The organism is Catellatospora sp. NPDC049133, from assembly GCF_040648455.1.
Classification (GTDB): domain Bacteria; phylum Actinomycetota; class Actinomycetes; order Mycobacteriales; family Micromonosporaceae; genus Catellatospora; species Catellatospora aurea.
In genome coordinates, this window is the sequence record NZ_JBEZDT010000044.1 from 1 (window position 1) to 26,685 (window position 26,685).

At 72.5% G+C, this 26,685-nt stretch carries 22 protein-coding genes; 15 read left to right on the forward strand and 7 right to left on the reverse strand.

What is annotated here, in order from left to right:
* The coding region (locus AB0B35_RS35765; RefSeq protein ID WP_361054432.1) for a LuxR C-terminal-related transcriptional regulator at positions 1-2,411 on the forward strand (2,411 nt) is incomplete at its 5' end.
* A gap of 147 nt (positions 2,412-2,558) precedes the next feature.
* Here AB0B35_RS35765 and AB0B35_RS35770 read toward each other — a convergent pair.
* From AB0B35_RS35770 to AB0B35_RS35780, 3 genes are all read right to left on the reverse strand, one after another.
* Positions 2,559-3,641 (reverse strand): Zn-dependent alcohol dehydrogenase, encoded by a 1,083-nt coding sequence (locus AB0B35_RS35770; RefSeq protein WP_361054435.1) that lies wholly within the window; start codon positions 3,639-3,641, stop codon positions 2,559-2,561.
* Positions 3,638-4,993, reverse strand: coding sequence for an aldehyde dehydrogenase family protein (locus AB0B35_RS35775; RefSeq protein WP_361054610.1), 1,356 nt, complete (start codon positions 4,991-4,993; stop codon positions 3,638-3,640). Before AB0B35_RS35775 ends, AB0B35_RS35770 begins: the two co-directional genes overlap by 4 nt.
* A gap of 301 nt (positions 4,994-5,294) precedes the next feature.
* On the reverse strand, positions 5,295-5,981 hold the full coding sequence (locus AB0B35_RS35780; RefSeq protein WP_361054438.1) for a TetR/AcrR family transcriptional regulator C-terminal domain-containing protein: 687 nt from the start codon (positions 5,979-5,981) through the stop codon (positions 5,295-5,297).
* Between the two features lie 87 nt (positions 5,982-6,068).
* On the opposite strand from AB0B35_RS35780, the gene AB0B35_RS35785 reads away from it, so the two are divergent.
* From AB0B35_RS35785 to AB0B35_RS35830, 10 genes are all read left to right on the forward strand, one after another.
* A complete protein-coding gene (locus AB0B35_RS35785; protein ID WP_361054441.1) occupies positions 6,069-7,217 on the forward strand; it encodes an acyl-CoA dehydrogenase family protein in 1,149 nt (382 codons plus the stop codon).
* 92 nt (positions 7,218-7,309) lie between these two features.
* Positions 7,310-8,071: a 3-oxoacyl-ACP reductase FabG gene (gene fabG / locus AB0B35_RS35790; RefSeq protein WP_360540740.1), complete on the forward strand. Its 762-nt coding sequence runs from the start codon at positions 7,310-7,312 to the stop codon at positions 8,069-8,071.
* Between the two features lie 29 nt (positions 8,072-8,100).
* A complete protein-coding gene (locus tag AB0B35_RS35795; protein ID WP_361054443.1) occupies positions 8,101-9,273 on the forward strand; it encodes an acyl-CoA dehydrogenase family protein in 1,173 nt (390 codons plus the stop codon).
* Positions 9,270-9,701 (forward strand): MaoC family dehydratase, encoded by a 432-nt coding sequence (locus AB0B35_RS35800; RefSeq protein WP_361054445.1) that lies wholly within the window; start codon positions 9,270-9,272, stop codon positions 9,699-9,701. Before AB0B35_RS35795 ends, AB0B35_RS35800 begins: the two co-directional genes overlap by 4 nt.
* Positions 9,698-11,233: a long-chain fatty acid--CoA ligase gene (locus tag AB0B35_RS35805; protein ID WP_361054448.1), complete on the forward strand. Its 1,536-nt coding sequence runs from the start codon at positions 9,698-9,700 to the stop codon at positions 11,231-11,233. The genes AB0B35_RS35800 and AB0B35_RS35805 overlap by 4 nt, the downstream gene beginning before the upstream one ends.
* Positions 11,234-11,375: 142 nt before the next feature.
* Positions 11,376-11,903: a SigE family RNA polymerase sigma factor gene (locus tag AB0B35_RS35810; RefSeq protein WP_361054450.1), complete on the forward strand. Its 528-nt coding sequence runs from the start codon at positions 11,376-11,378 to the stop codon at positions 11,901-11,903.
* Positions 11,904-11,970: 67 nt separating this feature from the next.
* A complete protein-coding gene (locus tag AB0B35_RS35815; protein ID WP_361054452.1) occupies positions 11,971-13,209 on the forward strand; it encodes a hypothetical protein in 1,239 nt (412 codons plus the stop codon).
* An 85-nt stretch (positions 13,210-13,294) separates the two neighbouring features.
* Complete coding sequence (locus tag AB0B35_RS35820; RefSeq protein ID WP_361054454.1) at positions 13,295-13,984, forward strand: HAD hydrolase-like protein; 690 nt, start codon at positions 13,295-13,297, stop codon at positions 13,982-13,984.
* A gap of 47 nt (positions 13,985-14,031) precedes the next feature.
* Complete coding sequence (locus AB0B35_RS35825; RefSeq protein WP_361054456.1) at positions 14,032-14,538, forward strand: DinB family protein; 507 nt, start codon at positions 14,032-14,034, stop codon at positions 14,536-14,538.
* Positions 14,539-14,608: 70 nt separating this feature from the next.
* Positions 14,609-15,391, forward strand: a complete 783-nt coding sequence (locus AB0B35_RS35830) for an oxidoreductase (protein WP_361054459.1) — start codon at positions 14,609-14,611, stop codon at positions 15,389-15,391.
* A gap of 205 nt (positions 15,392-15,596) precedes the next feature.
* Here AB0B35_RS35830 and AB0B35_RS35835 read toward each other — a convergent pair whose 3' ends face one another.
* A complete protein-coding gene (locus AB0B35_RS35835; protein WP_361054462.1) occupies positions 15,597-16,991 on the reverse strand; it encodes a squalene monooxygenase in 1,395 nt (464 codons plus the stop codon).
* Positions 16,992-17,370: 379 nt separating this feature from the next.
* Between AB0B35_RS35835 and AB0B35_RS35840 the strand changes: the two genes are divergently transcribed.
* Positions 17,371-19,566: a carbohydrate-binding module family 20 domain-containing protein gene (locus AB0B35_RS35840; RefSeq protein WP_361054464.1), complete on the forward strand. Its 2,196-nt coding sequence runs from the start codon at positions 17,371-17,373 to the stop codon at positions 19,564-19,566.
* Positions 19,567-19,622: 56 nt separating this feature from the next.
* On the opposite strand, the gene AB0B35_RS35845 is transcribed toward AB0B35_RS35840, so the two are convergent.
* A complete protein-coding gene (locus AB0B35_RS35845) occupies positions 19,623-21,785 on the reverse strand; it encodes an AAA family ATPase (protein WP_361054467.1) in 2,163 nt (720 codons plus the stop codon).
* Between the two features lie 117 nt (positions 21,786-21,902).
* Entirely contained in the window at positions 21,903-22,607 is a 705-nt protein-coding gene (locus AB0B35_RS35850) for a DedA family protein (RefSeq protein ID WP_361054470.1), read from the reverse strand.
* A gap of 319 nt (positions 22,608-22,926) precedes the next feature.
* On the opposite strand from AB0B35_RS35850, the gene AB0B35_RS35855 reads away from it, so the two are divergent.
* A complete protein-coding gene (locus AB0B35_RS35855; protein ID WP_361054473.1) occupies positions 22,927-23,562 on the forward strand; it encodes a carbonic anhydrase in 636 nt (211 codons plus the stop codon).
* 207 nt (positions 23,563-23,769) lie between these two features.
* On the opposite strand, the gene AB0B35_RS35860 is transcribed toward AB0B35_RS35855, so the two are convergent.
* The gene (locus tag AB0B35_RS35860) at positions 23,770-24,096 is read right to left on the reverse strand and encodes a hypothetical protein (RefSeq protein WP_361054476.1); all 327 of its coding nucleotides are present in this window, start codon (positions 24,094-24,096) and stop codon (positions 23,770-23,772) included.
* A gap of 235 nt (positions 24,097-24,331) precedes the next feature.
* On the opposite strand from AB0B35_RS35860, the gene AB0B35_RS35865 reads away from it, so the two are divergent.
* Positions 24,332-24,826 carry a DUF3145 domain-containing protein gene (locus AB0B35_RS35865; RefSeq protein WP_203687791.1) on the forward strand — a complete coding sequence of 165 codons (495 nt, stop codon included), beginning with the start codon at positions 24,332-24,334 and terminating at the stop codon, positions 24,824-24,826.
* A gap of 89 nt (positions 24,827-24,915) precedes the next feature.
* A complete protein-coding gene (locus tag AB0B35_RS35870) occupies positions 24,916-26,613 on the forward strand; it encodes a glycoside hydrolase family 3 protein (RefSeq protein WP_361054480.1) in 1,698 nt (565 codons plus the stop codon).
* Positions 26,614-26,685 lie beyond the last annotated feature (72 nt).

Consider the following 26,685-nt stretch of genomic DNA (forward strand, 5'->3'; position numbering starts at 1 on the left):
TCGACGACGCCGACGCGCTGGACCGGCCGTCGCTGGACGCCATCGCCTTCACCGCCCGCCGGGTGGGCGCGCACCGCGTCACGCTGCTGCTGACCGCCACCGGCGACCTGCCCCTCAACGGCGTGCCGCGAGTCGCGCTCCGTCCACTCGACCCGGCGTCGAGCCGCGCGATGCTCGCCGACCTGCTGCACGAGTCCGGCCGGGCCGGCGAGCAGCGTCCGTTGTGGATGCCCGCCGGCCCCGACACCGCAGACCTCGGCGGCCTCGCGCTCCGTGCCACCGTCGGCGATGAGGTGCTGGCCGCGCTGGCGGCGCTCGGCGGCGGCAACCCGCGCGCGCTCACCGATCTCGCCGCCTCGCTCAGCGACAGCCAGCTCGCCGGGGAGGCCCCGCTGCCGACCCGGCTGCCCGTGGACAGCGCGCTGCTGCGCACGTACCGGGCCCGGCTGGACCGGCTCGCGCCGGACACCCGCTGGCTGCTGCTGCTCGCCGCGGCCGACGAGGAGACCGACGCCGCGGGCCTGATGCGGGCCGCGCACAGCTCCGGGGTGGACATCGCCGCGCTCACCCCCGCCGAACGCGGCGGGCTGGTCCGGGTCAGCCGGGGCGGCATCGTGTTCCCGCAGCCCATCGCCCGCGCGCTGGCGTACGAGGAAGCGCCCCTGGCCCAGCGCCGCGCCGCGCACCTGCACCTGGCGCAGATCCTCGACGCCGACACCGAACGGCTGCGCCGCGCCGTGCACCTGGCCGCCGCCGCCCACGGCCCCGATGCCGAGCTGGCCGAGGAGCTGGAGGAGGCGGCCACCGGCGGCGGCTACTCACGCGCCTCCACCGCCCTGGAGCACGCCGCGCAGCTCACCACCGAGCCTGGGGGAGCGGCCCACCGGCTCGTCACCGCCGCCCGGTACGCCTGGCAGTCCGGCAGCGCCGGGCGGGCCCGCAGCCTGCTGCGCCGGGCCCGCCCGGCGGCCCGGGACCGGGTGGTGTCCGCCGAGAGCGAGGTGCTGTCCGGGGAGATCGAGCTGCGTGCCGGGGCCACCGCGAACGCCGCCGAGTCGCTGCTGACCATCGCCGACCGGCTCGCCGGGTCCGAACGCGAACTGGCCGTGCTGGCGCTGATGCGGGCCGGGGAGGCCGTCTGCTTCTCCGGCGACTACCCGCGCTACGCCGAGGTGGCCAGCAGGGCCGCGGCGCTGCGCCGCCCCGACGACCCGCCGGAGCTGGAGGTCGTCTTCGAGCACATCGCCGGGTTCGCGTACACCTTCGGCGGCCGGCACCACCGCGCGATCCGCCCGCTGCGGCGCGTCGTCGAACTCGGCGAGACCCTGGACAGCGCGGCCCCGCTGACCTGCGCCAGCGCCGCCGCGCTGCTGCTGGCCGACGATGTCGGCGCGCACCGGCTGGCCGCCCGCGCGGTCGAGGTCGCCCGGGACAGCGGCGACGTGTCCGCGCTGCCGCTGGCCCTGGAGATGACCGCGTACGCCGAGTACTGGCTTGGCCGCTACGACGCCGCCGCGGCCACCAGCCTGCAGGGGCTGCGCGCCGCACGGGCCTGCGGGCAGGGCAACTACGCCGGGGACCACCAGGCGATGCTGGCCGTGCTGTGCGCCATCCGCGGCGATCGGGAGCAGGCCCTGCGGCACATCCGCGACATCGAGGTCGCGCCCGGCACCGGGCAGGTCAACCGCCCCAAGGCGCTGAGCCAGTGGGCGCTGGCCGTGCTCGACCTGATGGCCGGCCGCCCCGCCGACACGGTCGCCCGCATCGCGGCGATCGCCTGCCCCGTCACCGGCCGCGGCCACATCGTGGTGCAGGCCATGGCCACCCCGTGGCTGGTCGAGGCGGCGGTCCGGGCCGACGACCGGGAGCAGGCCGTCGCCGCGCTGGCCGGGTTCGACCTGTGGGCGTCGTCGACCGGCGACCCGGTGCGCCGGGCGCTGTCGGCGCGCTGCCACGCGCTGCTCGCCCCGCGCGGCAGCGCCGAGGCCGAGGAGCACTTCCAGCAGGCGCTCGCCCTGCACCTGGCCGGGGAGGCCGACTTCGAACAGGCCCGCACCGAGCTGCTGTACGGCCAGGAGCTGCGCCGCGCCCGCCGTCCCCGCGACGCCCGCGAGCACCTGCACCGCGCCCTGGAGACCTTCACCCAGCTCGACGCCCCCGCCTGGGCCGACCAGGCCCGCGCCGAACTGCGCGCGGCCGGCGAGGCCGTCGACGCCCCCGCCGTACGCGCCGCCGACGTCCTGACCGCCCAGCAGCTCCAGATCGCCCGCCTGGTCTGCGACGGCGCGACCAACCGCGAGGTCGCCGCTCAGCTCTTCCTGTCCCCCCGCACCGTCGACCACCACATGCGCAACATCTTCGCCCGCCTCAACATCCGCTCCCGCATAGAACTCGCCAAAGCCCTGACCTGACCGCCCGGCCGGTCAAGATCGTCCGACTTGCCTGGCAGGTGTGCGTATCTTGGCCGTCCATTCGCGCAGGTGCCAGGCAAGTCGGCGGATCTTGGGACGTCGCGAGGCCGCACGCGGTGGGCGTGCGGCCTCGCGGGGCGGGGCGGGTCAGGGGAAGAGGATGACCGTGCGGGCGCCCTCGCCGCGGGACATGCGGGCGAAGGCCTCGGGGGACTCGTCGAGGGTGATCCGGTCGGTGATGAGGGCGGCCGGGTCGAGGCTGCCGTCCAGTACCTGGTGGGCCAGGGCGGGCACGTCGCGGTCGGGATCGGAGTTGCCGTACACCGAGGAGCGCAGGGTGCGGGCGGAGTGGAAGATGTCGAGCGCGGCGAGGCTGACCATGTCGTCCTTCGCGCCCATGCCGACCACGGTCACCTGGCCGCCGCGCCGGGTGGCCCGCCATGCGGCCCGGATGGTCGCCGAGCGGCCCACGCACTCGAAGGAGTGGTCGGCCCCGCGGCGTTCGGTGAGCCCTCGCACCTGGGCGCTCAGGTCGTCACCCGATACCAGGAAATGGGTCGCCCCGGCGGACACGGCCAGCTCGCGCTTGGCGTCGGAGACGTCCACGGCGATCAGCGGGTCGGCTCCGGCGGCGTGGGCGGCCATCACGGTCGACAGGCCGACCCCGCCGAGTCCGATCACGACCGCCGACTCGCCCGGCTGGACGGAAGCGGTCCGGTGCACCGCGCCGACGCCGGTCAGCACCGCGCAGCCGAGCAGCGCCGCGGTGGCGAACGGCAGCTCGGCCGGCACCGGGATGACGGCGTGGTCGCCGACGACGACCTCCTCGGCGAGCGCGCCGAGACCCAGCGTGACGTGCAGCGGCTCGCCGTCGGCGGTCGCCCCTCGGGCGGCGGTCGGCGCACCGGCGGTCTCGCACAGCCAGGGCTGCCCGTTGCCGCAGAACCAGCACCTGCGGCACGGCGGGGCCCAGTTCAGGACCACGTGGGCGCCGACCGCGACGCTCGCCTCCGGCCCGGCGGCGGTCACCACGCCTGCCGCCTCATGACCCAGCACCAGGGGGTACGGCGGCGCGAGGGTCCCGTTGACCATCGACAGATCGGAGTGGCACACCCCGGCGGCGCGGATGTGCACCCGCACCTCCTTCGGGCCGGGCGGGGGCAGCAGGATCGGCTCGATCTCCAGCGCCGCGCCGGGTCCGCGCCACAGCAGCGCGCGCACGGGGCTCATCGCTGGATCGCCTTCGTCTCCAGGAACTCCTCCAGCCCGTGCCGGCCGAGTTCGCGGCCGATGCCGGACTGCTTGAACCCGCCGAACGGGGCCAGCGGGTTGAACGCGCCGCCGTTGACGTCGACCGCGCCGGTGCGCATCCGCCGCGCGACGGCCAGCGCCCGCTCCTCGTCACCGGACCAGACCGCGCCGGCCAGGCCGTACCGGGAGTTGTTGGCGATGGCGACGGCCTCGTCGTCGGAGTCGAACGGGATCACCACCAGCACCGGCCCGAAGATCTCCTCCTGGGCCACGACGCTGTCGGGGTCCACGTCGGCCAGCACGGTCGCCGCGACGAAGTGGCCCCGGTCCGGCACGGGCGCGTCGAGGCCGCCCGCGATCAGGCGGGCACCGGCGGCCAGGCCCTGCTCGATGTAGCCGCGTACCGTCTCGCGCTGCGCGGCCGAGGCCAGCGGGCCCAGCCGGGTGCCCTCGTCGAACGGGTCGCCGAGGGTCTGCCCGGCGGCGGCCTCGGCGGCGATGGCCAGCGCCTCGTCGTACCGGGAGCGGTGCACGAGCATGCGGGTCCAGGCGGTGCAGGTCTGTCCGGAGTTGAGGAAAGCGTTGGCGACGCCGGTCTTCACCGCGCGGCGCAGGTCGGCGTCGTCCAGGATCACGTTGGCGGACTTGCCGCCCAGCTCCAGCGCGACCCGCGCGATGCGGTCGGCGGCCAGGTGCGAGATGCGCGCGCCGACGGCCGTGGAGCCGGTGAACGACACCAGGTCCACGTCGGGGTGTGCCGCGATGGCCGAGCCGACCACCGAGCCCGGGCCGGTGACCAGGTTGGCCACGCCCGGCGGCAGCCCGGCCTCGTCGACCGCGTCGAACAGCAGGTACGCCACCAGCGGCGTCAGGTCGGCGGGCTTGAGCACCACCGTGCAGCCCGCGGCGAGCGCCCCGGCCACCTTCGCCATGATCTGGTGCAGCGGGTAGTTCCACGGCGTGATCGCGCCGACGACGCCGACGGGCTCGCCGACGATCAGCGAGTTGCCGACGGTGTGCGTGCTCTCCGGCTGCCCCGCCATGTCGACGTAGCTGCGCAGCACGGTCAGCGGCAGTCCGGCCTGGACCTTCGTCGCGATCTTCATGGGGGTGCCCAGCTCGCGGGCCACGGTGGTGGCGATGTCGCCCGCGCGGGCCGACAACGCCGTGTGCAGCCGGTCCAGGTGCGCGGCGCGTTCCGCCGGGGCCAGCGCCGACCAGGGGCCGAACGCGGCCTTCCCGGCGGCGACGGCGCGGTCCACGTCGACGGCGTCACCGGCGGGCACGTGGGCGATCACCTGCTCGGTGGTCGGGTCCTCGACGGCGATCATGCCGGTGCCGTGTGGGGCGGTCCACCTGCCGTCGATGTAGAGCTGGGTACGGTCCGCGATCGGGGTGGTACGCCCCGGATGCGTCGCCGCGGCTGCCAGGTCCATGCTGTCCCTTCCCATCAGGGCGGCGTCGCCCGCGGCACGGCACCGGACACCGGCCGCGCGGGGCGGGTGACGGCGTCGTCGTGGGCCGCCCGGCGGGGCCGGTCGGTCCGCACGGATCGTGCGCCACCTCAGGTGCGAGGCGGCCGCGTTCCGGTGGCCGCGTAGCGAGCGGTCGGCACGGGGCCGGGCCGCAAAACTAGCGCTGCAAGTTTCGACTGTAGTACGAGTCGGGCCGCGGCTCCAGAGGCGGCAGCGGGCCGACCGTGGCCTCGTACTCCCGGGCCAGCCCGTCGACCAGCGCGTCGAGGCCGAGCGCGAACGCGCCCTCGTCCACGCTGTGCTGGTGCTCGGCGAGGCGGTGGGCCTGGGACAGGTGCGGGTAGTGGGCGGCGTACAGCTCGGGGTCCTCGACGAAGCCGCGCGCGAACGAGCCGAGTGACGAGCCCGCGACCAGGTAGCGCATCACCGCGCCGATGTGCGTGGCGCGGGCGGGCGGCCAGCCCGCCTTGACCAGCCCCCCGTACACGGCGTCGGCCATGTGCAGCGCGGCCGGCCGCCGTCCCGGGCCCTGGGCCAGGTACGGGACGATGTTCGGGTGCGCGGTCAGCGCGTCGCGGTAGGAGTGCCCCCACAGCCGCAGCGCGTCGCGCCAGTCGTTCGTGGTGAAGAACGACACGTCCACGCCCGCGATCACCGCGTCGGCGACCGCGTCCAGGATCGCGTCCTTGGTGGGGAAGTGGTTGTACAGCGACGGCCCGCGTACGCCCAGCTCGGCGGCGAGCCGCCGGGTGGAGAACGCGGCCAGCCCGTCGGCGTCGATCATCGCGGACGCGGTCTCCACGATGCGCTGCCGGCTCAACAGGGCCTGGCTGGGCCGGGGCATGGTCGGTTCTCCCTCGCTCGGTGCTGACCGAAACTCTGCCACAGCGGGGTCTGGACGAGATAAAACTTTCACCGCTAGTTTAATCGGGTGGACATGACACTGTCGCCGGAACACGCCGCGGTCCGCCGCCTCGCCGCCGAGTTCGTCGATCGCGAGGTCGTGCCGCACGCGGCGGAGTGGGACCGGCGCGAGAGCGTCGAGCGCACCGTGGTCAAGCAGCTCGGCGAGCTGGGCTTCCTCGGCCTGACCGTCGCCGAGGAGCACGGCGGCAGCGGGGGTGACCACCTGGCGTACTGCCTGGTCCTGGAGGAGCTGGGCCGGGGCGACTCGTCGGTGCGCGGCTTGGTGTCGGTGTCGCTGGGGCTGGTCGCGAAGAGCATCGCTCGGCACGGCACGGACTCGCAGCGTTCGTATTGGCTGCCCGGCCTGTGCGGTGGCGATCTGCTGGGGTGCTTCGCGCTGACCGAGCCGGGAACCGGGTCCGACGCGGCCTCGCTGACCACGCGGGCGGTGCGCGACGGCGGGGACTGGGTCCTCACCGGCTCGAAGATCTTCATCACCAACGGGACCTGGGCCGATGTCGCGCTGGTCTTCGCCCGTACGGGCGGGGACGGGCCGCGGGGCATCAGCGCGTTCCTGGTGCCGACGGACACGCCGGGGCTGACCCGGCGGGAGATCCACGGCAAGCTCGGGCTGCGCGGGCAGCCGACGGCGGAGCTGGTGTTCGACGCGGTGCGGGTGCCGGCGGACGCGCTGCTCGGCGAGCAGGGGCGCGGGTTTCACCTCGCCATGTCCACGCTGGACAAGGGGCGGATGTCGGTCGCGGCGGGCTGTGTGGGCATCGCGCAGGGGTGCCTCGACGCGGCCGTCGACTATGCGAAGACCCGCACCCAGTTCGGCAAGCCGATCGCGGCGTACCAGCTGGTCCAGCAGTTGATCTCGGATGTCGCGGTGGACACCGCGGCGGCCCGGCTGCTGGTGTGGCGGGTCGCCGACCTGGTCGACCGCGGGTTGCCGTACGCGACCGAGGCGTCGATGGCGAAGCTGTTCGCCAGCGAGGCGGCGGTGCGCGCGGCGAACAAGGCACTGCAGGTGTTCGGCGGGTACGGCTACGTCGACGAGTACCCGGTCGGCAAGTACCTGCGCGACGCCCGCGTCACCACCCTCTACGAGGGCACCAGCCAGATCCAGCAGTTGTTGATCGGCCGCGCCCTCACCGGCGTGAACGCGTTCTGAAATCCCCAGCTCAAACAGGTTGAGGCGTTAACAAGGGCACCTTCCTCCACGTATGGCGATGTGAAGGTGCCCTTCCTTTCAAGGAGGTAGCGATGGGCAGCAGGTTTGCGGGGCGGGTCGCGATCGTGACCGGTGGCGCGCAGGGAATCGGGGCGGCTACCGCGAAGCGCCTGGCGGCGGAGGGGGCGACCGTGGCGGTCGTCGACCTCAGTGTCGAGAAGAGCGCGGCGCTGGCGAAGGAGATCTCGGCGGAGGGTGGGACGGCCGCCGGATACGGGTGCGACGTGACCGACGAGGCGGCCGTGCACGCGATGACCGAGCAGGTGGTGGCCGACTTCGGGCGGCTGGACGTGCTGATCAACAATGCGGGGATCACGCGGGACGACCTGCTGTACAAGATGAGTGCGGCGGACTGGCACGCGGTGCTGAACACCAACTTGACCAGCATGTTCTATTGCTGCCAGGCGGCGCAGAAGCACATGGTGGCGGGCAAGTACGGCAAGATCGTGAATCTGAGCAGCCGGTCGGCGCTGGGCAACCGGGGGCAGGTCAACTACGCGGCGGCGAAGGCGGGCGTGCAGGGGCTGACGGCGACGCTGTCGATCGAGCTGGGGCCGTTCAACATCTGCGTCAACGCGGTCGCGCCGGGGTATGTGGCCACCGCGATGACCGCGGCCACCGCGGAGCGGGTCGGGTCGTCGGCCGAAGCGCACCAGAAGTGGGCCAGCGAGCACACGCCGCTGCGCCGGGTGGCCCAGCCGGAGGAGATCGCGTCCGTGGTCGCGTTCCTGGCCAGCGACGACGCGTCGTTCGTCACCGGGCAGACCCTCTACGTCAACGGCGGCGCGCGCTAAGCGAAGCACCTGAACCGGAAGGAAGCACAGTGGACTTCTCGCTCGACGACGAGCAGCGGGCGATCCGGGACACCGCCCGGGCGTTCATCCGCAAGGAGGTCGTCCCCCTCGAACACGAGCTGCTGCGCCGCGAGCGCGCCGGGCAGCCGGGCATCGAACGCGCCGAGCTGCGCGAACTCCAGCTCAAGGCCAGGAAGTTCGGGTTCTGGGGGCTGGCGACGCCGGCCGAGCACGGCGGCATGGACCTGCCCGCGATCATGCAGTCGCTGATCTGGACCGAGGTCGGGCACACCCTGGTGCCGTTCCGGTTCGGCGGCGAGGCCGACAACATCCTGTTCCACGCCAACGCCGCCCAGCAGGACGAGTACCTCAAACCCACCATCGAGGGCGAGCGGATCTCCTGCTTCGCCATCACCGAGCCCGGCGCGGGCTCCGACGCCGCGAACATCAAGCTGTCGGCCCGTCGCGACGGTGACGACTGGATCCTCAACGGCGAGAAGACCTTCATCACCAACGGCAACGACGCCGACTTCGCCATCGTGGTCGCGGTCACCGACAAGGACAAGGGGGTACGCGGCGGCGGCACCACCGCGTTCCTGGTGGACCGGGCGATGGGGTGGACGTCGGAGTTCATCGCCACGATGGGTCCCGGCGGCCCGGCGTCGCTGGTGTTCGACGACGTACGGGTGCCGTCCCGCAACATCCTCGGGGAGCTCGGGCAGGGCTTCGAGCTGGGCATGAAGTGGATCGGCAAGGGCCGTTACATCATCCCGTCGCACGCGCTCGGCATCGGCGAGCGCGCCCTGCAGATGGCCGTCGACTACGCCAACACCCGGATCACCTTCGGCAGGCCGATCGGCGAGAACCAGGCCATCCAGTGGATGATCGCCGACGCGGAGACCGAGCTGGAGGCCGCCCGCTGGCTGGTGCTGCGCGCCGCGTGGACGGTGGACCAGGGTGGGGACCCGCGGCACTCGTCGTCGATGGCGAAGCTCTACGGCGCCGGAATGATCAATCGGCTGGTGGACCGGGTCATGCAGATCCACGGCGGCATGGGCTACACCCGTGAGCTGCCCATCGAGCGCTGGTACCGGCAGGTGCGGCTGCTGCGCATCTACGAGGGCACCGACGAGATGCAGCGCCTGATCATCTCGCGGGACCTGCTGCGCGGGTACACGAAGATCGGCGGGCATCTGGCATGAGGGTGTTCGCGTCCGCCCAGGAACTGGCCGCTGCGGTCGGCCAGTGCATCGGTCCCGGGCCGTGGCAGCGCGTCGACCGGTCGCGGGTGGACGCGTACACCGCGGCCACCGGTGGTATGGACTGCGTCGGCATCGGGGCGGCCACGCCCGGCTGGCTGACCCTGTCGATGCTGCCGCTGCTGGTCCGCGACGTGTACCGGTTCGACAACGTGCGCCTCGGCGTCAACTACGGGGTGAACCGGGTCCGCTTCCCGGCCCCGATCCCGGTCGGGGCGCAGGTGCGCCTCACCGCCCGCATCGCCGAGGTCGAGCCCGTCGACGGCGGCGTGCAACTGGTCGCGCAGCTCACCGTCCGTGCCGACGGCGAGGACAAGCCCTGCTGCGTGGCCGAGACCGTCAGCCGCATCTACTTCGAGGAGGAGCAGTGAGCACGCTTTCCCTGGCCGCCGTCCTGGCCGAGGCCGCGCGCCGCCACCCCGCAAAGACCGCCGTGGTCGACGCGTTCGGCCGGGAGACCTACGCCGACCTGTGGCGGCAGGCCCTGGCGTACGCCGCGGGGCTGCGCGAACTCGGCGTCCAGCCCGGTGACGCCGTCGCGCTGGTCTGCCCGAACGTGACCGACTTTCCGCGCGCCTACTACGGCATCCTCGCCGCGGGCGGTGTCGTCGTCCCGGTGCACCTGCTGCTCACCCCGGCCGAGGCGGCGTACGTGCTGCGCGACAGCGGGGCGAAGCTCGTCGTCTGCCACAGCGGCATGCTCGCGCTCGGCGCGCCCGCCGCGGCTGAGGCGGGCGTCCCGGTCGTCAGCGTCGGCCCGCGCCCCGACGAGGGCGGCCCCGAGCGGCTGGAGCAGGTCAGCTCCCGGGTCCCGGCACTGCGCTCGTACGAGACCCGCTACCCGGACGACCCGGCCGTCATCTTCTACACCAGCGGGACCACCGGCAAACCCAAGGGCGCGGTGCTGACCCACCTCAACCTGGTGATGAACGCGACCGTCAACACGTTCGACGCCAACGACGCCAAGCAGTCCGACATCGTGCTCGGCTGCCTGCCGCTGTTCCACACGTTCGGGCAGACCGTCGGCATGAACGGCGCGTTCCGCATCGGCGCGACCCTCGTGCTGCTGGCCAGGTTCACCGGCGAGGCGGCGATCGACCTGATGCTGCGGGAGAAGGTGGACGTCTTCCACGGTGTGCCCACCATGTACATCGGGCTGCTGGAGGCCGCGGCGGGCCGCTCGGAGCTGCCCGCGCTGCGGATCTGCATCTCCGGCGGGGCGTCCCTGCCGGTCGCGGTGCTGGAGCGGTTCAACGCCGCGTTCCGGACCACGGTCTTCGAGGGCTACGGCCTGTCCGAGACCTCGCCCAGCGCCACCACCAACCAGCCGCACTTCGGCGTACGCGCCGGCACCGTCGGCCACGCCCTCTGGGGCGTCGAGGTCGAGATCGCCCGCGCCGAACTCGACGAGCGCGTCGAGCTGCTCGGCCCGAACGAACTCGGCGAGATCGTGATCCGCGGCCACAACGTGTTCGCCGGCTACCTCGGCAACCCGGTTGCCACCGAGCAGGCGCTGGTCGACGGCTGGTTCCGCACCGGCGACCTGGGCACCAAGGACGCCGAAGGCTTCGTCTCCATCGTGGACCGCAAGAAGGACATCGTCATCCGCGGCGGCTTCAACGTGTACCCCCGCGAGGTCGAAGAGGCCCTGGCCCGCCACCCCGCCGTCGAACTCGTCTCCGTCATCGGCGTGCCCGACGACACCCACGGCGAGGAGATCTGCGCCGTCGTCGTCCTGCGCCCCGACACCGACCCGGTCACCGAGGACGACCTCATCACCTGGTCCCGCGACCAGCTCGGCAAGCACAAGTACCCCCGCCAGGTCCGCTTCCTCCCCGACCTCCCCATGGGCCCCAGCCACAAGATCCTCAAACGCGAACTCCGCCGCATGCTCACCGACTGAAGGCAAGGAAGGGCACCTTCACAACGCTCCGCGTTGTAGAAGGTGCCCTTGTTAACTTCCCCTGCCGGTTTTCCAACCTGTGCACCGTGTGCCGCCGTGTAGGTGGGGCGGAAGGTCGGGAAGACGAACGGGGAGGTGACGTGTGACGGACGACGACGGGTTCCGCGAGTTCGTGCACGCGCGGCTCGGCAGGTTGTCGCGCATCGCGTATCTGCTGACCGGCGACCATCATTCGGCCGAGGACCTGCTGCAGAACGCACTGGTCAAGATCGCGTCGCGGTGGTCGAAGGTGTCGGCGGGCGGCGCGCCGGACGCGTACCTGCGCAAGGTGCTCTACCACGAGCACGTGTCGGCCTGGCGGCGCAGCCGCCACCTGCGCGCGGAGTGGCCCACGGCGGAGCCGCCGGAGGGCGGCAGCGGCCGGGACATGGCCGCCGAGACGGTGCGCCGCGTCCTGCTGGAGCAGGCGCTGGCCAAGCTCACCCGCAAGCAGCGGGCGGTGATCGTGCTGCGCTTCGTCGAGGACCTGTCCGAGGCCGACGCCGCGGCGGCGCTCGGCGTCTCCGTGGGCACGATCAAGAGCCAGACGTCGTACGCCCTCAAGAAGCTGCGCGAGCAGGCCCCGGAACTGCACGTGCTGGTCAGGGAGCCGAAGGAGGCCTGGGCATGAGCGAGCGCAGCGAGCGAATCACATCGCCTGGCACCCGTGCCGCCGACGAGCGAAGCGAGGAGAAGGCATGAGCGACCTGAACGAGCTGCTCGCGGACATCGGGGATCGCGCGCGGATCTACGACGTCACCGAGCGGGCACTGGTGCTGGGTCGTCGGCGGCGCAACACCCGCCGCCTCGCGGGCGTGGGCGGGATCGCCGCCGCGGTCGCGTTGTCGATCACGGGTGCCCTGGTCCTGCCCACCCGCCCGGAGCCCGGCCCGGCCGCGCCACCCTCGCCGACCCCGTCGCCGCCGGCGGTCGCCCTGACCGCTTGCGCCGCCTCCGAACTACCGATGCCGGAAGGCCTGCGCGCGGACACGTACCACGAGTTCGGCGGTGATCCCAGCGGCCGCTTTCAGGCGACGCGTGCCACCGACGGCAAGGGCCGCGATTTCCTGGTCGTCTGGGAGGACGGCAGCCCCAGGGTGGTCAGCGAATGGCCGAAGGGGGCCGTCCGGATCAATGCGGTCAGCTCGACGGGGACCGTGCTGCTGCGCGCCGGGCAGGCGGAGCTGAAGTCCTGGGTGGTGCGCCGTGACGGCACCACGACACGGCCGCTCGGCCCGGGTGCGGTCGGCCTCGGCATCAACTCCGCGGGCGTCATCGTCGGCCAGATCCAGGGCAACCTGCTGATGACCTGGCGGGACGCCACCGCGAAACCGGTCCCGTTGCCCGTGCCCGACGGCATGACCGCGGGTGACCCAGCGGCGATCTCCGACGACGGCACCGTCGTCACACAGTTGTTCGAGGGCCGGTTCGAGCAGACGCCGTTCCGACGGTTCGGCCCCGGCTGGGCGTACGTCTGGCCGCCCGGCGGCTCGCCGCAGCGGCTCGCGCTGCCTGACGCCATCGACGGCGTCAAGGTGAAGTCGTCGCGGGTCTTCCAGATCGCCGACGGCTGGGCCTCGGGCGTGCTGATCACCGGGGAGGGCGAGGACATCCGCCCCTATCCGGCCCGCTGGCGGCTCGGCAGCGGCGAGGTCGAGTGGCTGGCCGTGCCCGATCGGGGGGAGGGCGTTGTCAATCCTCAGGGTTGGGCGGTGCTTCGAGCGGCGGACGACACGACGACCCTGGTCCGCGGTGACGTGGCGATTCGGCTGACGGGCCTGCCAGGTCACACGCCACGTCCGTCCGACGTCACGGGGACCGCCCCGCTGATGGTGAGCGTGGTCGGCCCGGATGCCCGCGCCCTGTTCGGGCTCCAGGTGAGCGAGGGCGAGAACCGCGAGCTGGTGTATCGGAGACTGCGCTGGACCTGCCACTGAACGGCGTGATCGGGCCGGGCGTCGTCCCTGGTGGGAGCGCCCGGCCCGCTTGACAGCCGCGCCGAGGCTGTGGTCGGGTCGGGGGATGCGACGCCTGGTGCTCTGGGACATCGACCGCACGCTCATCGACGGCGGCAAGGTCGGGCGGGACGTGTTCGTCGCCGCGTACCAGGCAGTGGTGGGCAGCGAGCCGCCGCGGCTGCCGGAGTTCGGCGGCCGTACCGACCACTGGATCTTCACGACGGCGTTGGAGTGGCACGGCCGCGAGGCGCATCCGGAGATCGTGGCCGAGTTCTTCACGCACCTGGCCGCGCACACCCGGGCGCACCGACCGCGGTTGCTGGCCCGCGGTGCGGCACTGGCCGGCGCAGCGCAGGCGCTGGCCGCCCTGGCCGGTGAGACGGGCGTGGTGCAGTCCGTCGTCACCGGCAACATCCGCGAGGCCGCGTACGAGAAGCTGTCCGCGTTCGGCCTGCTCGGCCCGATCGACCTGGAGGTCGGCGGCTACGGCTGCGACGACGGGGTGCGCTCGGTGCTGGTGCGGCTGGCCCACGAGCGCGCGCAGGCCAAGTACACCGTGGTGCTGCCCGCGCGGCAGGTCGTGGTCATCGGCGACACACCGCACGACATCGAGGCGGCGCGGGCCAACGGCGCGCTCGCCATCGGCGTGGCGACCGGCTCGTGCACCGCCGACGAGCTGGCCGAGGCGGGCGCGGACACGGTGCTGCCGTCGCTGGCCGACACGGGCGCGGTGCTGCGGGCCGTCCTGGCCTGAGCCTTATCGGTTCGACAGGGCACCGGCCGACCCGCATGATCGCAGGCATGACGCGAACCGACGTGCCCGCCACCTGGGACGAACGAGCCACCCTGACCACCTTCCTCGACTACGCCCGCGCGACCGTGCGCGCCAAGTGCGAGGGCATCACCGACGAGGACGCGCGCAAGGCGCCGCTGCCGGATTCGCCGCTGATGACGGTCAAGGGCCTGGTCAGCCACGTGCGCTGGGTGGAGTACTCGTGGTTTCAGGTGGTGCTGCTGGGCGAGGAGGACGCCGGGCCGTGGACGGCGGAGGACCCGGACCGGGAGTTCAGCTACGCCCTCGACGTGCCGATCGAGCAGCTGCTCGCCGAGTACGAGGCGCAGAGCGACCGCTACCGCGAGCTGGTCGACTCGCTCGACCTGGACACCCTGGCCAAGCGCGACCTGCGCCGGGCCGGACGTCCCGCGACGCTGCGCTGGATCCTGTTCCACCTGGTCGAGGAGATCGCCCGGCACAACGGCCACCTGGACGTGGTGCGTGAGCTCGTCGACGGCACCAAGGGCGACTGAGCTGCCCGTTCCCGGGATGGCCGGCCCTGCGCGCGCGTAGCCTGAACCGGAGCGCGTCGGGGGAGGCGTCATGGATCTTGACCTGGGCGGCAAGGTCGCGGTGGTCACCGGGGCCAGCAAGGGCATCGGCCTGGCCGTGGTGAAGTCGCTGGTCGCGGAGGGCGCGAGCGTGGTCGCCGCGGCCCGGGACACCTCCGGGGAGCTGGCCGGGATCGACGGTCCGGTGCGTGCCGTCGCCGTCGACCTGACCGACCCGGCCGGGCCGCAGCGCCTGATCGACGAGGCGGTCGCCGCGTACGGCGGGCTGGACGTCCTGGTGAACAACGTGGGCGGGGTGAAGCCCCGGCTGGGCGGGTTCGTCTCGGTCACCGACGAGGACTGGATGTGGTCGCTGACCGTCAACCTGCTGTCCGCGATCCGGACCACCCGGGCGGCGCTGCCGCACCTGCTGGCCCGGGGCGCGGGCACCATCGTGACGGTGAGCTCGATCAACGCCTTCCTGCCCGATCCCGCGATCATCGACTACACCGCGTCGAAGGCGGCGCTGACGAACTTCTCCAAGGCACTGTCCAAGGAGGTCGGCCCGAAGGGCATCCGGGTCAACACGGTCAGCCCGGGTCCGGTCCGCACGCCGCTGTGGGTGGGTGAGGAAGGTGTCGCCAAGTCGTTCGGTGCGGCGAGCGGAGTGTCGGCGGAGGAGGTGGCCAAGCAGGTCGCCGCGCAGGCGGTGACCGGCCGGTTCACCGAGGCCGAGGAGGTCGCCGACCTGGTGGTGCTGCTGGCGGGCGCGCGGGCGGGCAACGTCACCGGCGCGGACTTCGTCATCGACGGCGGGCTCATCACCACGCTGTGAACCCGATCGGGCGACCTCGGCCGCCAATCTCTCGCTGCGGAGGTTTGGCACACGGCCTTTCGGGGAACCCGCGTGCGCCGCGCGGGCACTCGTGGTGTGAGGCGGGCGCCTCCCGGAACGAGTGTCGCGGACGGCCGTCACCCGCCGGCGGCTCGGTCGATTCGGTCGCACCCCGGATCGACCGCCGCCGGCGGGCCGACGAAGGTCAGCCGGCTGTTTCCGCCAGCGTGACCTGGGCGACCGGCACGCCCGGCGCGGTGCGGGGCTTGCCCGCCCGGCCGGACCACAGCACGCGGGCCAGCACGCCGGGGGAGAACAGCCGCTGCGGCGGGGACATCAGGTTCGCCACGGCCAGGAACGCCAGGCCGACCTCGGGGTGCCGGGCGGCCGCCCGGTGCAGGCGGGCGACGTACGCGTTGAGGAACCGGCCCTTGCGGGTGCGGACGCCCTCGACCTCGGGGTAGCCCAGGTCCGCGCCGACCGCGATGTCCCACGGCACGTCGATGACCTTCGACGCGGCCGCGTAGAAGCGCTTCGGCAGGCCTGCACCGCCCCTGCGCAGGCAGTCGCGCAGCACCATCGCCTCGGCGGCGGCGACCGTCATGCCCTGGCCGTACGCCGGGTTGAAGCTGCACACCGCGTCGGCGAAGGAGACCAGGCCCTCGGGCAGCCGGGTCAGGTGCTCGTAGCGGCGGCGCACGCTGACCGGCAGCCGCAGCCGCACCGCCGGGCCGACCGGCTCGCACGTGCTGAGCAGCTGGTGCAGCTCGTCACTGGCGAACCGGCGGGCGAACTCGGCGTACGCGTCCGGGTCGGACGGGAGCGCGCCGCCCTCGCCGACGCCGATCAGCGTCAGCATCCAGCGGTCGCCCTCGACCGGCACCACCACGCCGCCGATCGGCAACTCGGGCGACGGGCTGATCACGGCGGCGGTGAAGCCGAGCTGTCCCGGCGTACGCCGGTAGGCGCGCGAGATGTAGACCGTCTTGGCGTCCACGTGCTCCTCGGCGGGCTTGTCGTAGCCCAGCTCCGCCAGCCAGGTCGGGCCCCGGTTGCCGCGGCCGGTGGCGTCGACCACCAGGTCGGCCTCCAGCCGCAGTTCGGTGTCGCCGCCGACGGGCAGGATGCGCGCGCCGACGACGCGGGTGCGGTCCTCGCTCGCGATCAGGCCGACGGCCTCGTGGCGGGCGAGCAGCTGCACGCCGGGCAGCGCGGTGACCCGGCGGCGCACGTACGCCTCCAGGCCGACGCGGGTGACGCCGAGCCCGGCCAGGCCGGTGTGCGCGGCGGCCAGGCGCCGGCCGTCGTTGATCCAGATGACGTCGCCCTGGACGTCGACGGGGACCGCGCCGTCGGCGGTCATGTCGGCGGCGAAGCCGGGGAACAGCTCCTCCAGGACCTGGCGGCCGCGGGCGAGCAGGCCGTGCGTGTGGTCGCCCTGCGGCACCCCCTTACGCCCGGTGACGCCGTCGGTGGGCAGCGCGTCGCGGTCGAAGATGGTGACCTTCGCGTACGACTCGCTCAGCACGCGGGCGGCGAGCAGGCCGCCGATGCTGGCGCCGAGCACGATCGCGTGCCCGGACTTTTCCTTGGCAGACAAGGTTTTCTCCGTCTCGGTGTGAGGTGTGCACACACCGTAAGAAGGAGTGACGCAATCATGAAAACGAATATGCGGTCCGGTAGATGACACTGTGTGCCCGCTCACGTGCTCTGCGTGGGTCCTGTCGGGACTCCGACGGTGTACGACTGGAAGAATCTTTGAAAGATTTTGCAGCTCTGGGTCCGTGATCGATGGCCGCGGCGTGCTCCGATAGGTGCCGTCGATGATCGACAGCGCAAACGGAACCGTCCTCAGCTCTGATTTGTACGGTAAATCCGGCGCATCGACGCTCTTCACGTCACGTCAACGCGGGGCTAACATCCTTGAAACTTGCGCAAGAGTTTCCATCCCCGACCCTCCCCGACCCAGGAGGAGACTCGTGTCCACCCGCAACCGCCCCCTCGCCGCAGCCCTCGCCTCAGTGCTGCTGGCAGCCGCGCTCACCGCGGTCGCGCTCCTGCGACCCACCCCCGACCTCGTCCCGACGAAAGCGGACGCCAACCCGGGCAACCGCGACGTCATCGTGCACCTGTTCCAGTGGCCCTGGGCCTCGATCGCCAACGAGTGCACCACCGTGCTCGGCCCGAAGGGCTTCGGCGCGGTCCAGGTGTCCCCGCCGCAGGAGCACGTCGTGCTCAGCGGCCAGTCCTACCCGTGGTGGCAGGATTACCAGCCGGTCAGCTACCAGCTCGTCAGCCGCCGCGGCGACCGCGCCGCCTTCGCGAACATGGTCACCACCTGCCACAACGCAGGCGTGAAGATCTACGTCGACGCGGTGGTCAACCACATGGCCGGCGGCGCGTCCACGGGCGCCGGCTCGAACGGCTCCACCTACTCGCACTACAACTACCCGGGCATCTACCAGAACCAGGACTTCCACCACTGCGGGCGCAACGGCAACGACGACATCGTGGCCTGGGGCGACCGGTGGGAGGTGCAGAACTGCGAGCTGGTCGACCTGTCCGACCTGGCCACCGAGACCTCCTACGTGCGCGGCAAGCTCACCGCGTACCTCAACGACCTGGTGTCGCTGGGCGTGGACGGGTTCCGGGTCGACGCGGCCAAGCACATGCCGGTCGCCGACCTGCAGGCGATCCTCGGCGGCGTCACCGGCTCCCCGTACGTCTTCCACGAGGTGATCGAGGACAGCGCGTTCCCGCCGGGGGAGTACGCCGGGATCGGTGACGTCACCGAGTTCCGCTACGGCGACGTCGTCGGCAACGCGTTCCGCGACGCGAACCTGTCGAATCTGAACAACCTCGCTTCGCAGATGGCGCTGGCCAGTGGCGACGCGGTCAACTTCATCGACAACCACGACACGCAGCGCAACGGGCGCGCCCGGTTGACGTACAAGAACGGGCAGACCCACGCGCTCGCGGCGGCGTTCAGCCTGGCGTATCCGTACGGCACGCCCCAGCTGATGAGCAGCTTCACCTTCAGCAACAACGAGGCCGGGCCGCCCGCCGCCGGCAACGGCGTCACCAACCAGGTGACCTGCGGTTCGGGTTGGGAGTGCGAGCACCGCAAGACCGTGGTCGCCAACCTCGTCGGTTTCCACAACGCCGTCAACGGCACCGGGGTCGCCAACTGGACCTCGCCGTCGTCGTCGCGGATCGCGTTCGGCCGGGGCAGCGTCGGGTTCGCCGCGTTCAACCGCGACGGCGCGGCCTGGACCACCACCTTCAGCACCGGGCTGCCCGCAGGCGTCTATTGCAACGTCGCCACCGGCGACTTCACCGCCGGGACCTGCACCGGCGGCACCGTCACCGTGAACGGCTCCGGCCAGGCCACGGTCACGATCGCCGCCAACAGCGCGCTGGCGATCTACACCGGCGCGCTGGTCGGCACGTCGCCGTCGGGCACGCCCTCGCCGACACCCAGCGGCACCGCCTGCCCGACCGTGGCGGTCACCTTCGAGTCCAACACCACCACGACCACCGGCCAGAACGTCTTCATCGCCGGCAGCATCGCCCAGCTCGGCTCCTGGAACACCGCCAACGCGGTCCCGATGTCCGGCACGGCGTACCCGGTCTGGCGGGCCTCCGTGAACCTGCCCGCGGGCACGGCCTTCGAGTACAAGTACATCAAGAAGGACGCCTCGGGCAACGTCACCTGGGAGAGCATCGCCAACCGGGCCCGCACCGTGCCGACCGGGGCCTGCGCTGTCATCTGGTCCGAGACCTGGAACGTGCCCGGCGGCACGACCCCGTCACCGAGCGCCTCCCCGACGGCGCCCCCCTCGGCCTCGCCGAGCCTGTCACCCAGCAGCTCGGCCTGCGCCTCCATCGCGGCCGCCTTCTCCGTGAACGCGACCACGGTCTGGGGCCAGAACGTGTACGTCGTCGGCTCGATCCCCGCCCTCGGCAACTGGAACACCGCCAACGCGGTGGCCCTGTCCAGCGGCACGTACCCGGTCTGGGCCGCCACCATCACCCTGCCGACCAGCACGACCTTCGCCTACAAGTACATCAAGAAGGACGCCTCCGGCACCGTCACCTGGGAAAGCGACCCCAACCGCTCCCGCACCACCCCCGCCACCCCCTGCACCGCCACCTACGCCGACACCTGGCGCTGACAGACAAAGGAAGGGCACCTTCCACAACGCGGAGCGTTGTGAAGGTGCCCTTCCTTTCAGCGCCAGGGGCGGGTGGCGAGGGTGGTGAGGCGTTGGGTGGCACGGGAGAGGGCCACGTAGAGGGTGCGGCGGCCGGCGTCGGTGCCGGCGTCGACGAGGCCGGGTTCGACCAGGACGACGGCGTCGTACTCCATGCCCTTGGCGGCCAGGGCGGTGACCACGCGCAGGCGTTCGGTGTCCCACTCGGACAGGCGGGCGGTGATGCGGTCCCGGATGCGGGCGTCGGGGGCGATCACGCCGACGGTGCCCTCGACCTCGGTGAGCAGCGCCGCGACCGCGTCGCGGACCGCGTCGTCCAGGACGGAACGGTCGACGATCCGGTGCACGGGGTCGATGCCGGTGGTGCGTACGGCCTTGGGCAGCGGCAGGTCCGGGGACACCCTGCGGATGACCTCGGCGGCGACCTCGAAGATCTCCGTCGAGTTGCGGTAGTTGGTGGTGAGCTGGTGCGGGTGGCGCTTGCGGCCGCCCAGCGCCTCGTCCCGGGCCCGGGCCACCTCACCCGCGCTGCCGATCCACGCCGACTGCGCGGGGTCGCCGACCACGGTCCAGCTCGCCGCGTGGCCGCGCCGGCCGATCATGCGCCACTGCATCGGCGTGACGTCCTGCGCCTCGTCGACCACGACGTGCGCGTAGTCGCGGTAGTCGTTCTCCCGGGGCGCGGCGGCCTGCGCGGCGCGCGAGCGCTCGTACGCCGTCGCCACCTCGCGGACCCCGCCCACCGTGTACGCCTCGCGCCGGCGTACCCGCGGCTTGGGCTTCTCGCCGATCAGCTCCCGCAGCTCGTCGAGCAGCGGCACGTCGTCGATGCTGGGGCCCTGCTCACGCAGCGGGGCCAGCGCCCGCACCAGGGTCCGCTGCTCCTCGTTCGACAGCGTGCTCTCGGCGTAGCGGCGCAACCGCTGCGGGTCGGCCAGCCAGCCCAGCACCTGCTCCGGGCGCACCAGCGGCCACCACGCCTTGAGGAAGTCGCGGAAGCCCTCGTGCTCGGTCAGCTCCTCGTCGAAGCGGGCCTGCTCCAGCTGCGGCTGCTTGGCCTTCATCTGCTCCCAGAGCAGGTCCAGCACCGCGCCGAACGCCTTCGCGCGGATCTCGTTGCGCCGGTTGCCGCGCCCGATCCGCCGCCGGATGTCCTCGCCCTGCCGCCAGCTCAGCTCCAGCCACTCGCCGCGATAGCGCAGCCGCAGGCCGTCGGGGCAGCCGGGCGGGGCGTCCTCGGCGGCACGGCGCAGCACCCGCCGCATCCGCGTCGAACCCTTGATCGCGCGGACCGCGGCGGTCTCCTCGCGGGTGGCGCTGAACCCGGGCACGAGCTGCCCGAGCGACTTCAGCGTCGCGGTGTCCTCGCCCAGTGAGGGCAGCACGGTCTCGATGTACTCGACGAACACCGGGGACGGGCCGACGATCAGCACGCCGCCGCCGGCGAACCGGGCCCGGTCGGAGTACAGCAGGTACGCGGCGCGGTGCAGGGCCACCGCGGTCTTGCCGGTGCCGGGGCCGCCCTCGACGACGGTCACCCCGGACGCGGGGGAGCGGATCGCCAGGTCCTGCTCGTGCTGGATGGTCGCCACGATGTCGCGCATGCCGGTGCCCTTGGCCCGGCTCAGCGCCGCCAGCAGCGCGCCGTCGCCGACCACCCGCATGCCCTCGGGCGCGGCCGACGGGTCGAGCAGGTCGTCCTCCAGGCCGGTCACCTTCTCGCCGAACGACGAGATCATCCGGCGGCGGATCACGCCCAGCGGCTGCGCCGCGGTCGCGCGGTAGAAGGCCGCCGCGGCCGGCGCACGCCAGTCGATGAGCAGGGGCTCCGCTTCCTCGGTACGCACGCCGAGCCGGCCGATGTAGCGGGGGCGTTCGTCCCAGCCCGCCGCCTCGGGGTCGGCCGCGGCCTCGTCCGGCTCGACGCGGCTGGGGTGCATGTCCAGGCGGCCGAAGACCAGGCCCTCGTGCTCGGCGTCGAACGCGTGCCGCCGCCGCGCCGCGTGGAACACCATCGCGTCGCGCTCGACCAGGGACCCGTACGTGCCGACCCGTGCGAGTTGATAGCCGTCGGCCTCGGCCTTCGCGGCGTCGGCGCGCAGTCGGGCCAGCCGCGCGTAGACACGGTCCACGTGCTGCTGCTCGATGGCGATCTCGTCGTGCAGGGTGTTGTCAGACATGCGTCTCCTGGGCCGGGTATGGCGGCGATGGTGCCCCGATAGGGTACGGGCTGCCTCCGACCGGAAGATCGATCACCGGGCCGATGTGACGCGCGGCCCCACCGGATAGGCTGGAAGTCAGCCGACCCGCTCCTTCGCGGCGGACCCCGTGTCGGTCGGGTGGTCGATCTCGTGGTCGCCCAGCAGCTCTACCGTCTCGTCCGCGGCGGCTTCGACCAGGGACTTCTTGGCCCGGTGCTTGAACCACCAGGTGGTGCCCAGCCCGAAGAGCACGGCCAGGATCAGCGCCGCCCACGAGAAGCGCTTGAGCCACGCCTCCGCCACCGCGCCCAGCGCGTAGATCGCGAACGTGGTCCCGAACGCCCAGACCAGCCCGCCACCCGCGTTGGCCAGCAGGAACTTGCGGTACGGCACCTTCAACGCCCCCGCCATCGGGCCCGCCAGGATGCGCAGCAGCGCGATGAAGCGGCCGAAGAACACCGCCCAGGTGCCCCAGCGCCCGAACATCGCCTCGGCCCGCACGATCTGCTCCGGACCCAGGTGCTTCGGGAAGCGGCGGCCCAGGCGCTCCAGCAGCGGGCGGCCGCCGCGCTTGCCGATCGCGTACCCGATGGAGTCGCCGACGATCGCGCCGATCGCGGCGCCGGCGGCCACGCCCCACGGGGAGATGTGATCCGTGGTGGCCGCGAGCAGGGAGGCGCTGACCAGCACGATCTCGCCGGGCAGCGGGATGCCCATGCTCTCGGTCCCGATGACCAGGCCGACGATGAGGTAGATGGCGACCGCCGGCAGCGTCTCCAGCCATGCTCCGACGAACTCCACCGGCCACCCCTTCTAGCGTCATCGCCCGCAGTGACCTCACGGGACGCTCGAAAGATACCCGACCGGGGACCCCGTCGCACCCGGCTGAACTCCCTAAGTGGCCACCCCGGGGTGTCGGATCACGGCCTCACCCCGCGGGACTCCCGCCTCGGGGCGGGGCCGGGTGCGTGGTCGGGCGGCCCGCAGTTTCGGGGAAACTGCGGGAACCCGGCGCCGTTTTCGCGCAGTTTCAAGGCAATTGCAGGATCGGCCGTGAGAAGGGTCGCACTACTTCTGAGTAACCTTCCCGCGACGGGTCCGCACCGGCGACCCTTGAGGCATGACGCAGTCGAGGACCGCGCCGTCGGATCGTGATACGACGATGCCGGGCGAACGCCGAGGGCCGGCAGAGGCGCTGGCCGACCTGATGACCGGCAACCGCCGCTTCGCGGCCGGACGTCCCCGATACGGCCACCACGTCGGCGAGGCGGCCGCACTGTCCGGAACCCAGGAGCCGTACGCGGTGGTGCTCGGCTGCATCGACTCGCGGGTGCCGCTCGAAGCCGTGTTCGACCAGAACTTCGGCGACATGTGCGTGGTCCGCTCCGGCGCGCACGTGCTGGACCGCTCGGTGGTGGGCTCGGTCGAGTTCGCCGTCGCCGAACTGCACGCCTCGCTGGTGATGGTGCTCGGGCACGAGCGCTGCGGCGCCGTGGCCGCGACCGTCGACGCGCTGCGCACCGGGAGCCGGCCCGACGGGTTCATGGGTTACCTGGTGGACCAGATCGCGCCCGCGGTCACCGAGGTCGGCCTCAACGACCCGCAGGTGAACCAGAAGGCGCTGCGCCGGCACGTCAGCCGCACCGTCGAGCAGTTGAGCCTCGCCGAGCGGCTCGCCACCGCGACCGCCGCCGGCCGCGCCCAGATCGTCGGCGCCGTCTACGACCTCGACACCGGCGTCGTCGAACTGCTCTGACCCGACCCACCACGCCACCCGGCGTGCCGTCGCGGGCGGCGGCCCCACCACCTGGCACAACTTTTAAGGACTTGCGGCCCCAGAGACTCTCTGAGGCCGCAAGTCCTTAAAAGTCGCCGCGCGGGCCGGGCGTGGCGGGCCGGACGTGGGCGTGGTTGAGGCCCCGGCCGCGGAGCGGACGGGGCCTCAAGGTGAGACAGAGAGGGCTCAGCCCTCGAAGATGCCGGCCTCGGCCAGGCGCTTCTCGGTGGCGTCCCAGCCGTGGCCCGGGTGGGAGCTGTTGAGAGCGACCAGCTCAGCGCGGATCTTGGCGGCGTGGCCGGCGCCCGCGAGCACGCGGATCTCCTCGACGAAGGCGTCCGAAGAGGTGCTCAGGTGCACGGTCTTGCCGTTGGTGAGGTTCCGCACGTAGGCGTGCTTGCCGTTGTTCAGCGGAATGATGTACTTGAACTCACCGAGCACGCTCAGCGCGCCACCCTTGGCCTCACCGGCCCGGACAGACGCGCGCGCGGTCTTGGAGGTGTTGCTCGCCACGACGTACTCCTTGAAAGTCTGGTTGACTTAAGAACTCTACACGACCCCTGGGCAGACCCTGACCGGCGTCGCCTTCCGGTGTGACGGACACGTCCCCGCGGGCCGGTCGGACAATTCATCCGGCGAGTTTGGCGATTCTCTGGCGCCACATCCGCCCCAGCCGTCATCATGGGTGAGATCGCCGGAGTCGCCAGGCCGTAGGGGAAGACGCGCCTGTCCGTCTCGGGAGGTCACCGTGCCCACGCGTGGCGTCGTACACGTCCACTCGAGCCCGCTTGCCGTGTGTCCTCACGTCGAGTGGGCGATTTCGCGCGCCCTGAAAAGCGGCGCGGTCAACCTGCACTGGACCGTGCAGCCGCTCGAACCCAGCGCCCGCCGCGCCGAGTGCGGCTGGTCCGGCCGCCCCGGCACCGCCGCGGAGATCGCGGCTGAGCTGCGTCAGTGGCCGATGCTGCGGTTCGAGATCACCGAGGAGCCGAGCGCCGGCGTCGACGGCGAGCGGTTCATGCACGTGCCCGGCCGGGGCCTGTTCCGGGCCGCGATGGGCGCGGCCGGCGACATCCAGCTCGGCGAGGACCGGCTGCGGTCCCTCATCGCGGGCAGCCGCAGCCCGGAGGCGCTGGCGCACGCCCTCGACATGGCGATGGGCACGCCCTGGGACGCCGAACTCGAGCCTTATCGCTACGCCGCCGAGGGGGCGCCGGTGACGCTGCTGACCAGGGCGGGTTAGTCCAGGCGTGGGTGGCGGGCTCGGCCGTAAGGAGGATGTGGTCGCGTGTAACGGTTGACCCCGCCCCGTACTGCTGGTGGGATACCCGCGTGACCTCGTCAACGCAGAAGTGGTTCCGCCGGCTCGGTGCCGTCGTGTCCGGCCTGTGCGCCGTGGCGGTCGTGGCAAGCGCGTGCGGCACGGCGCCCGACAACGGGGGAACTCTGCCGATGCAGGACCCGGCCGACGTCTCCGCCAAGGTCGCGGGGATCATCAAGAAGATGTCCGACGCGGACCTCGCCGGCCAGGTGCTGATGCCGTTCGCCTACGGGCGCTCGGCCACCGACGTCTCCGCGGGCACCGCGGCGGGCAACAAGGCCCTCGCGGGTGTGGACAGCCCCGCGCAGATGGTCGAGAAGTACCGGCTCGGCGGCATGATCCTGATCGGGTTCGGCGGCAACGACCCGACCGCCGCCAACCAGCCGGTCAACAACGTGCAGTCGCCGGAGCAGGTGCGGGCGCTGACCGGAGGCCTGCAGGCGGCCGCCGCCCGGCTGCCCGCCGACGTGCCGCTGCTGATCGGCATGGACCAGGAGTTCGGCGTGGTCACCCGGCTCACCACCGGGATGACGGTGCTGCCCAGCGCGATGACGTTCGGGGCGGCCGCCGACCCAGGCCTGACCGAGGTGGCCTGGCGCGCGGCGGGCCTGGAGCTGGCCGCGGTGGGCGTGAACGTGAACTTCGCCCCGGTCGCCGACGTGCTCGGCCCGGCGGGAAGCTCCGTGATCGGCTCCCGGTCGTACGGGTCGGACCCGCGGGCGGCCGGTGATCAGGTCGTCGCCGCGGTCAAGGGCATGCGGGCGGGCGGCGTGGCCGCGACGCTCAAGCACTTCCCCGGGCACGGCCACACCAGCGCGGACAGCCACACCGAACTGCCCGTCGTGAAGCAGTCCCGGCAGTTGCTGGACACCGACGACCTGGCCACCTTCAAGGCGGGCATCAAGGCCGGGGCGCCGATCATCATGTCGGGCCACCTGGACGTGCAGGCGGTCGACCCGGGCGTGGCGGCGACGTTCTCCAAGAAGGTGCTGACCGATCTGCTCCGCAAGGAGCTGGGCTTCCAGGGCGTCGTGGTGACCGACGGCATGAACATGGCTCCGGCGATGAAGGTGCCGCCGGGCGAGGCCGCCGTGAAGGCGCTGCTGGCCGGCAACGACCTGATTCTGATGCCGCCGCACGTCGGCCAGGCGCACCAGGGCATCGTCGACGCGGTGAAGGCGGGCACCCTGCCGCGGGCCCGGCTCGTCGAAGCCGTCGGCCGGATCCTGCACCTCAAACTCGGCTTCGGCCAGGCCGCGGCGCCGGCCCTGTCCACCGTGGGCACCCACCAGCAGGACGTGGCCCCGCTGGCCGCGGCCGCGGTCACGGTGCTGCGCGGCAGCTGCGGCAAGCCGCTGGTGACCGGCCCGGTGCGGGTGACCACCTCCCCGGGCCGCGACAAGGCCCGCAACCGCCTGATCGAGGCGCTGAAGAAGTCCGGGGCCACCGTGGTCGAGTCCGGCGGCAGCGTCGTGCACCTCGTCGGGTACGGCGACACCGCCGACGACCTGGCCGCGGGCGCGGCGGTCACCGTCCACATGGACGTGCCGACGCTGCTCGCCAAGTCGACCTCGAAGGTGCTGGTGGCGACGTACTCGTCCAGCGACCTGTCCATGGACGGGCTGGCCGCGGTGCTCACCGGCAAGGCGAAGCCGACCGGCCGCTCACCGATCGAGGTGACCGGCCTGCCCCGGACGACCTGCGCCTGATCTGCCGAGACGCCCGCTGCGTGCCCCCGTGGCAGCAGCGGGCGTCTCGCTGTCGGGTGGCTGCGTGCGCCC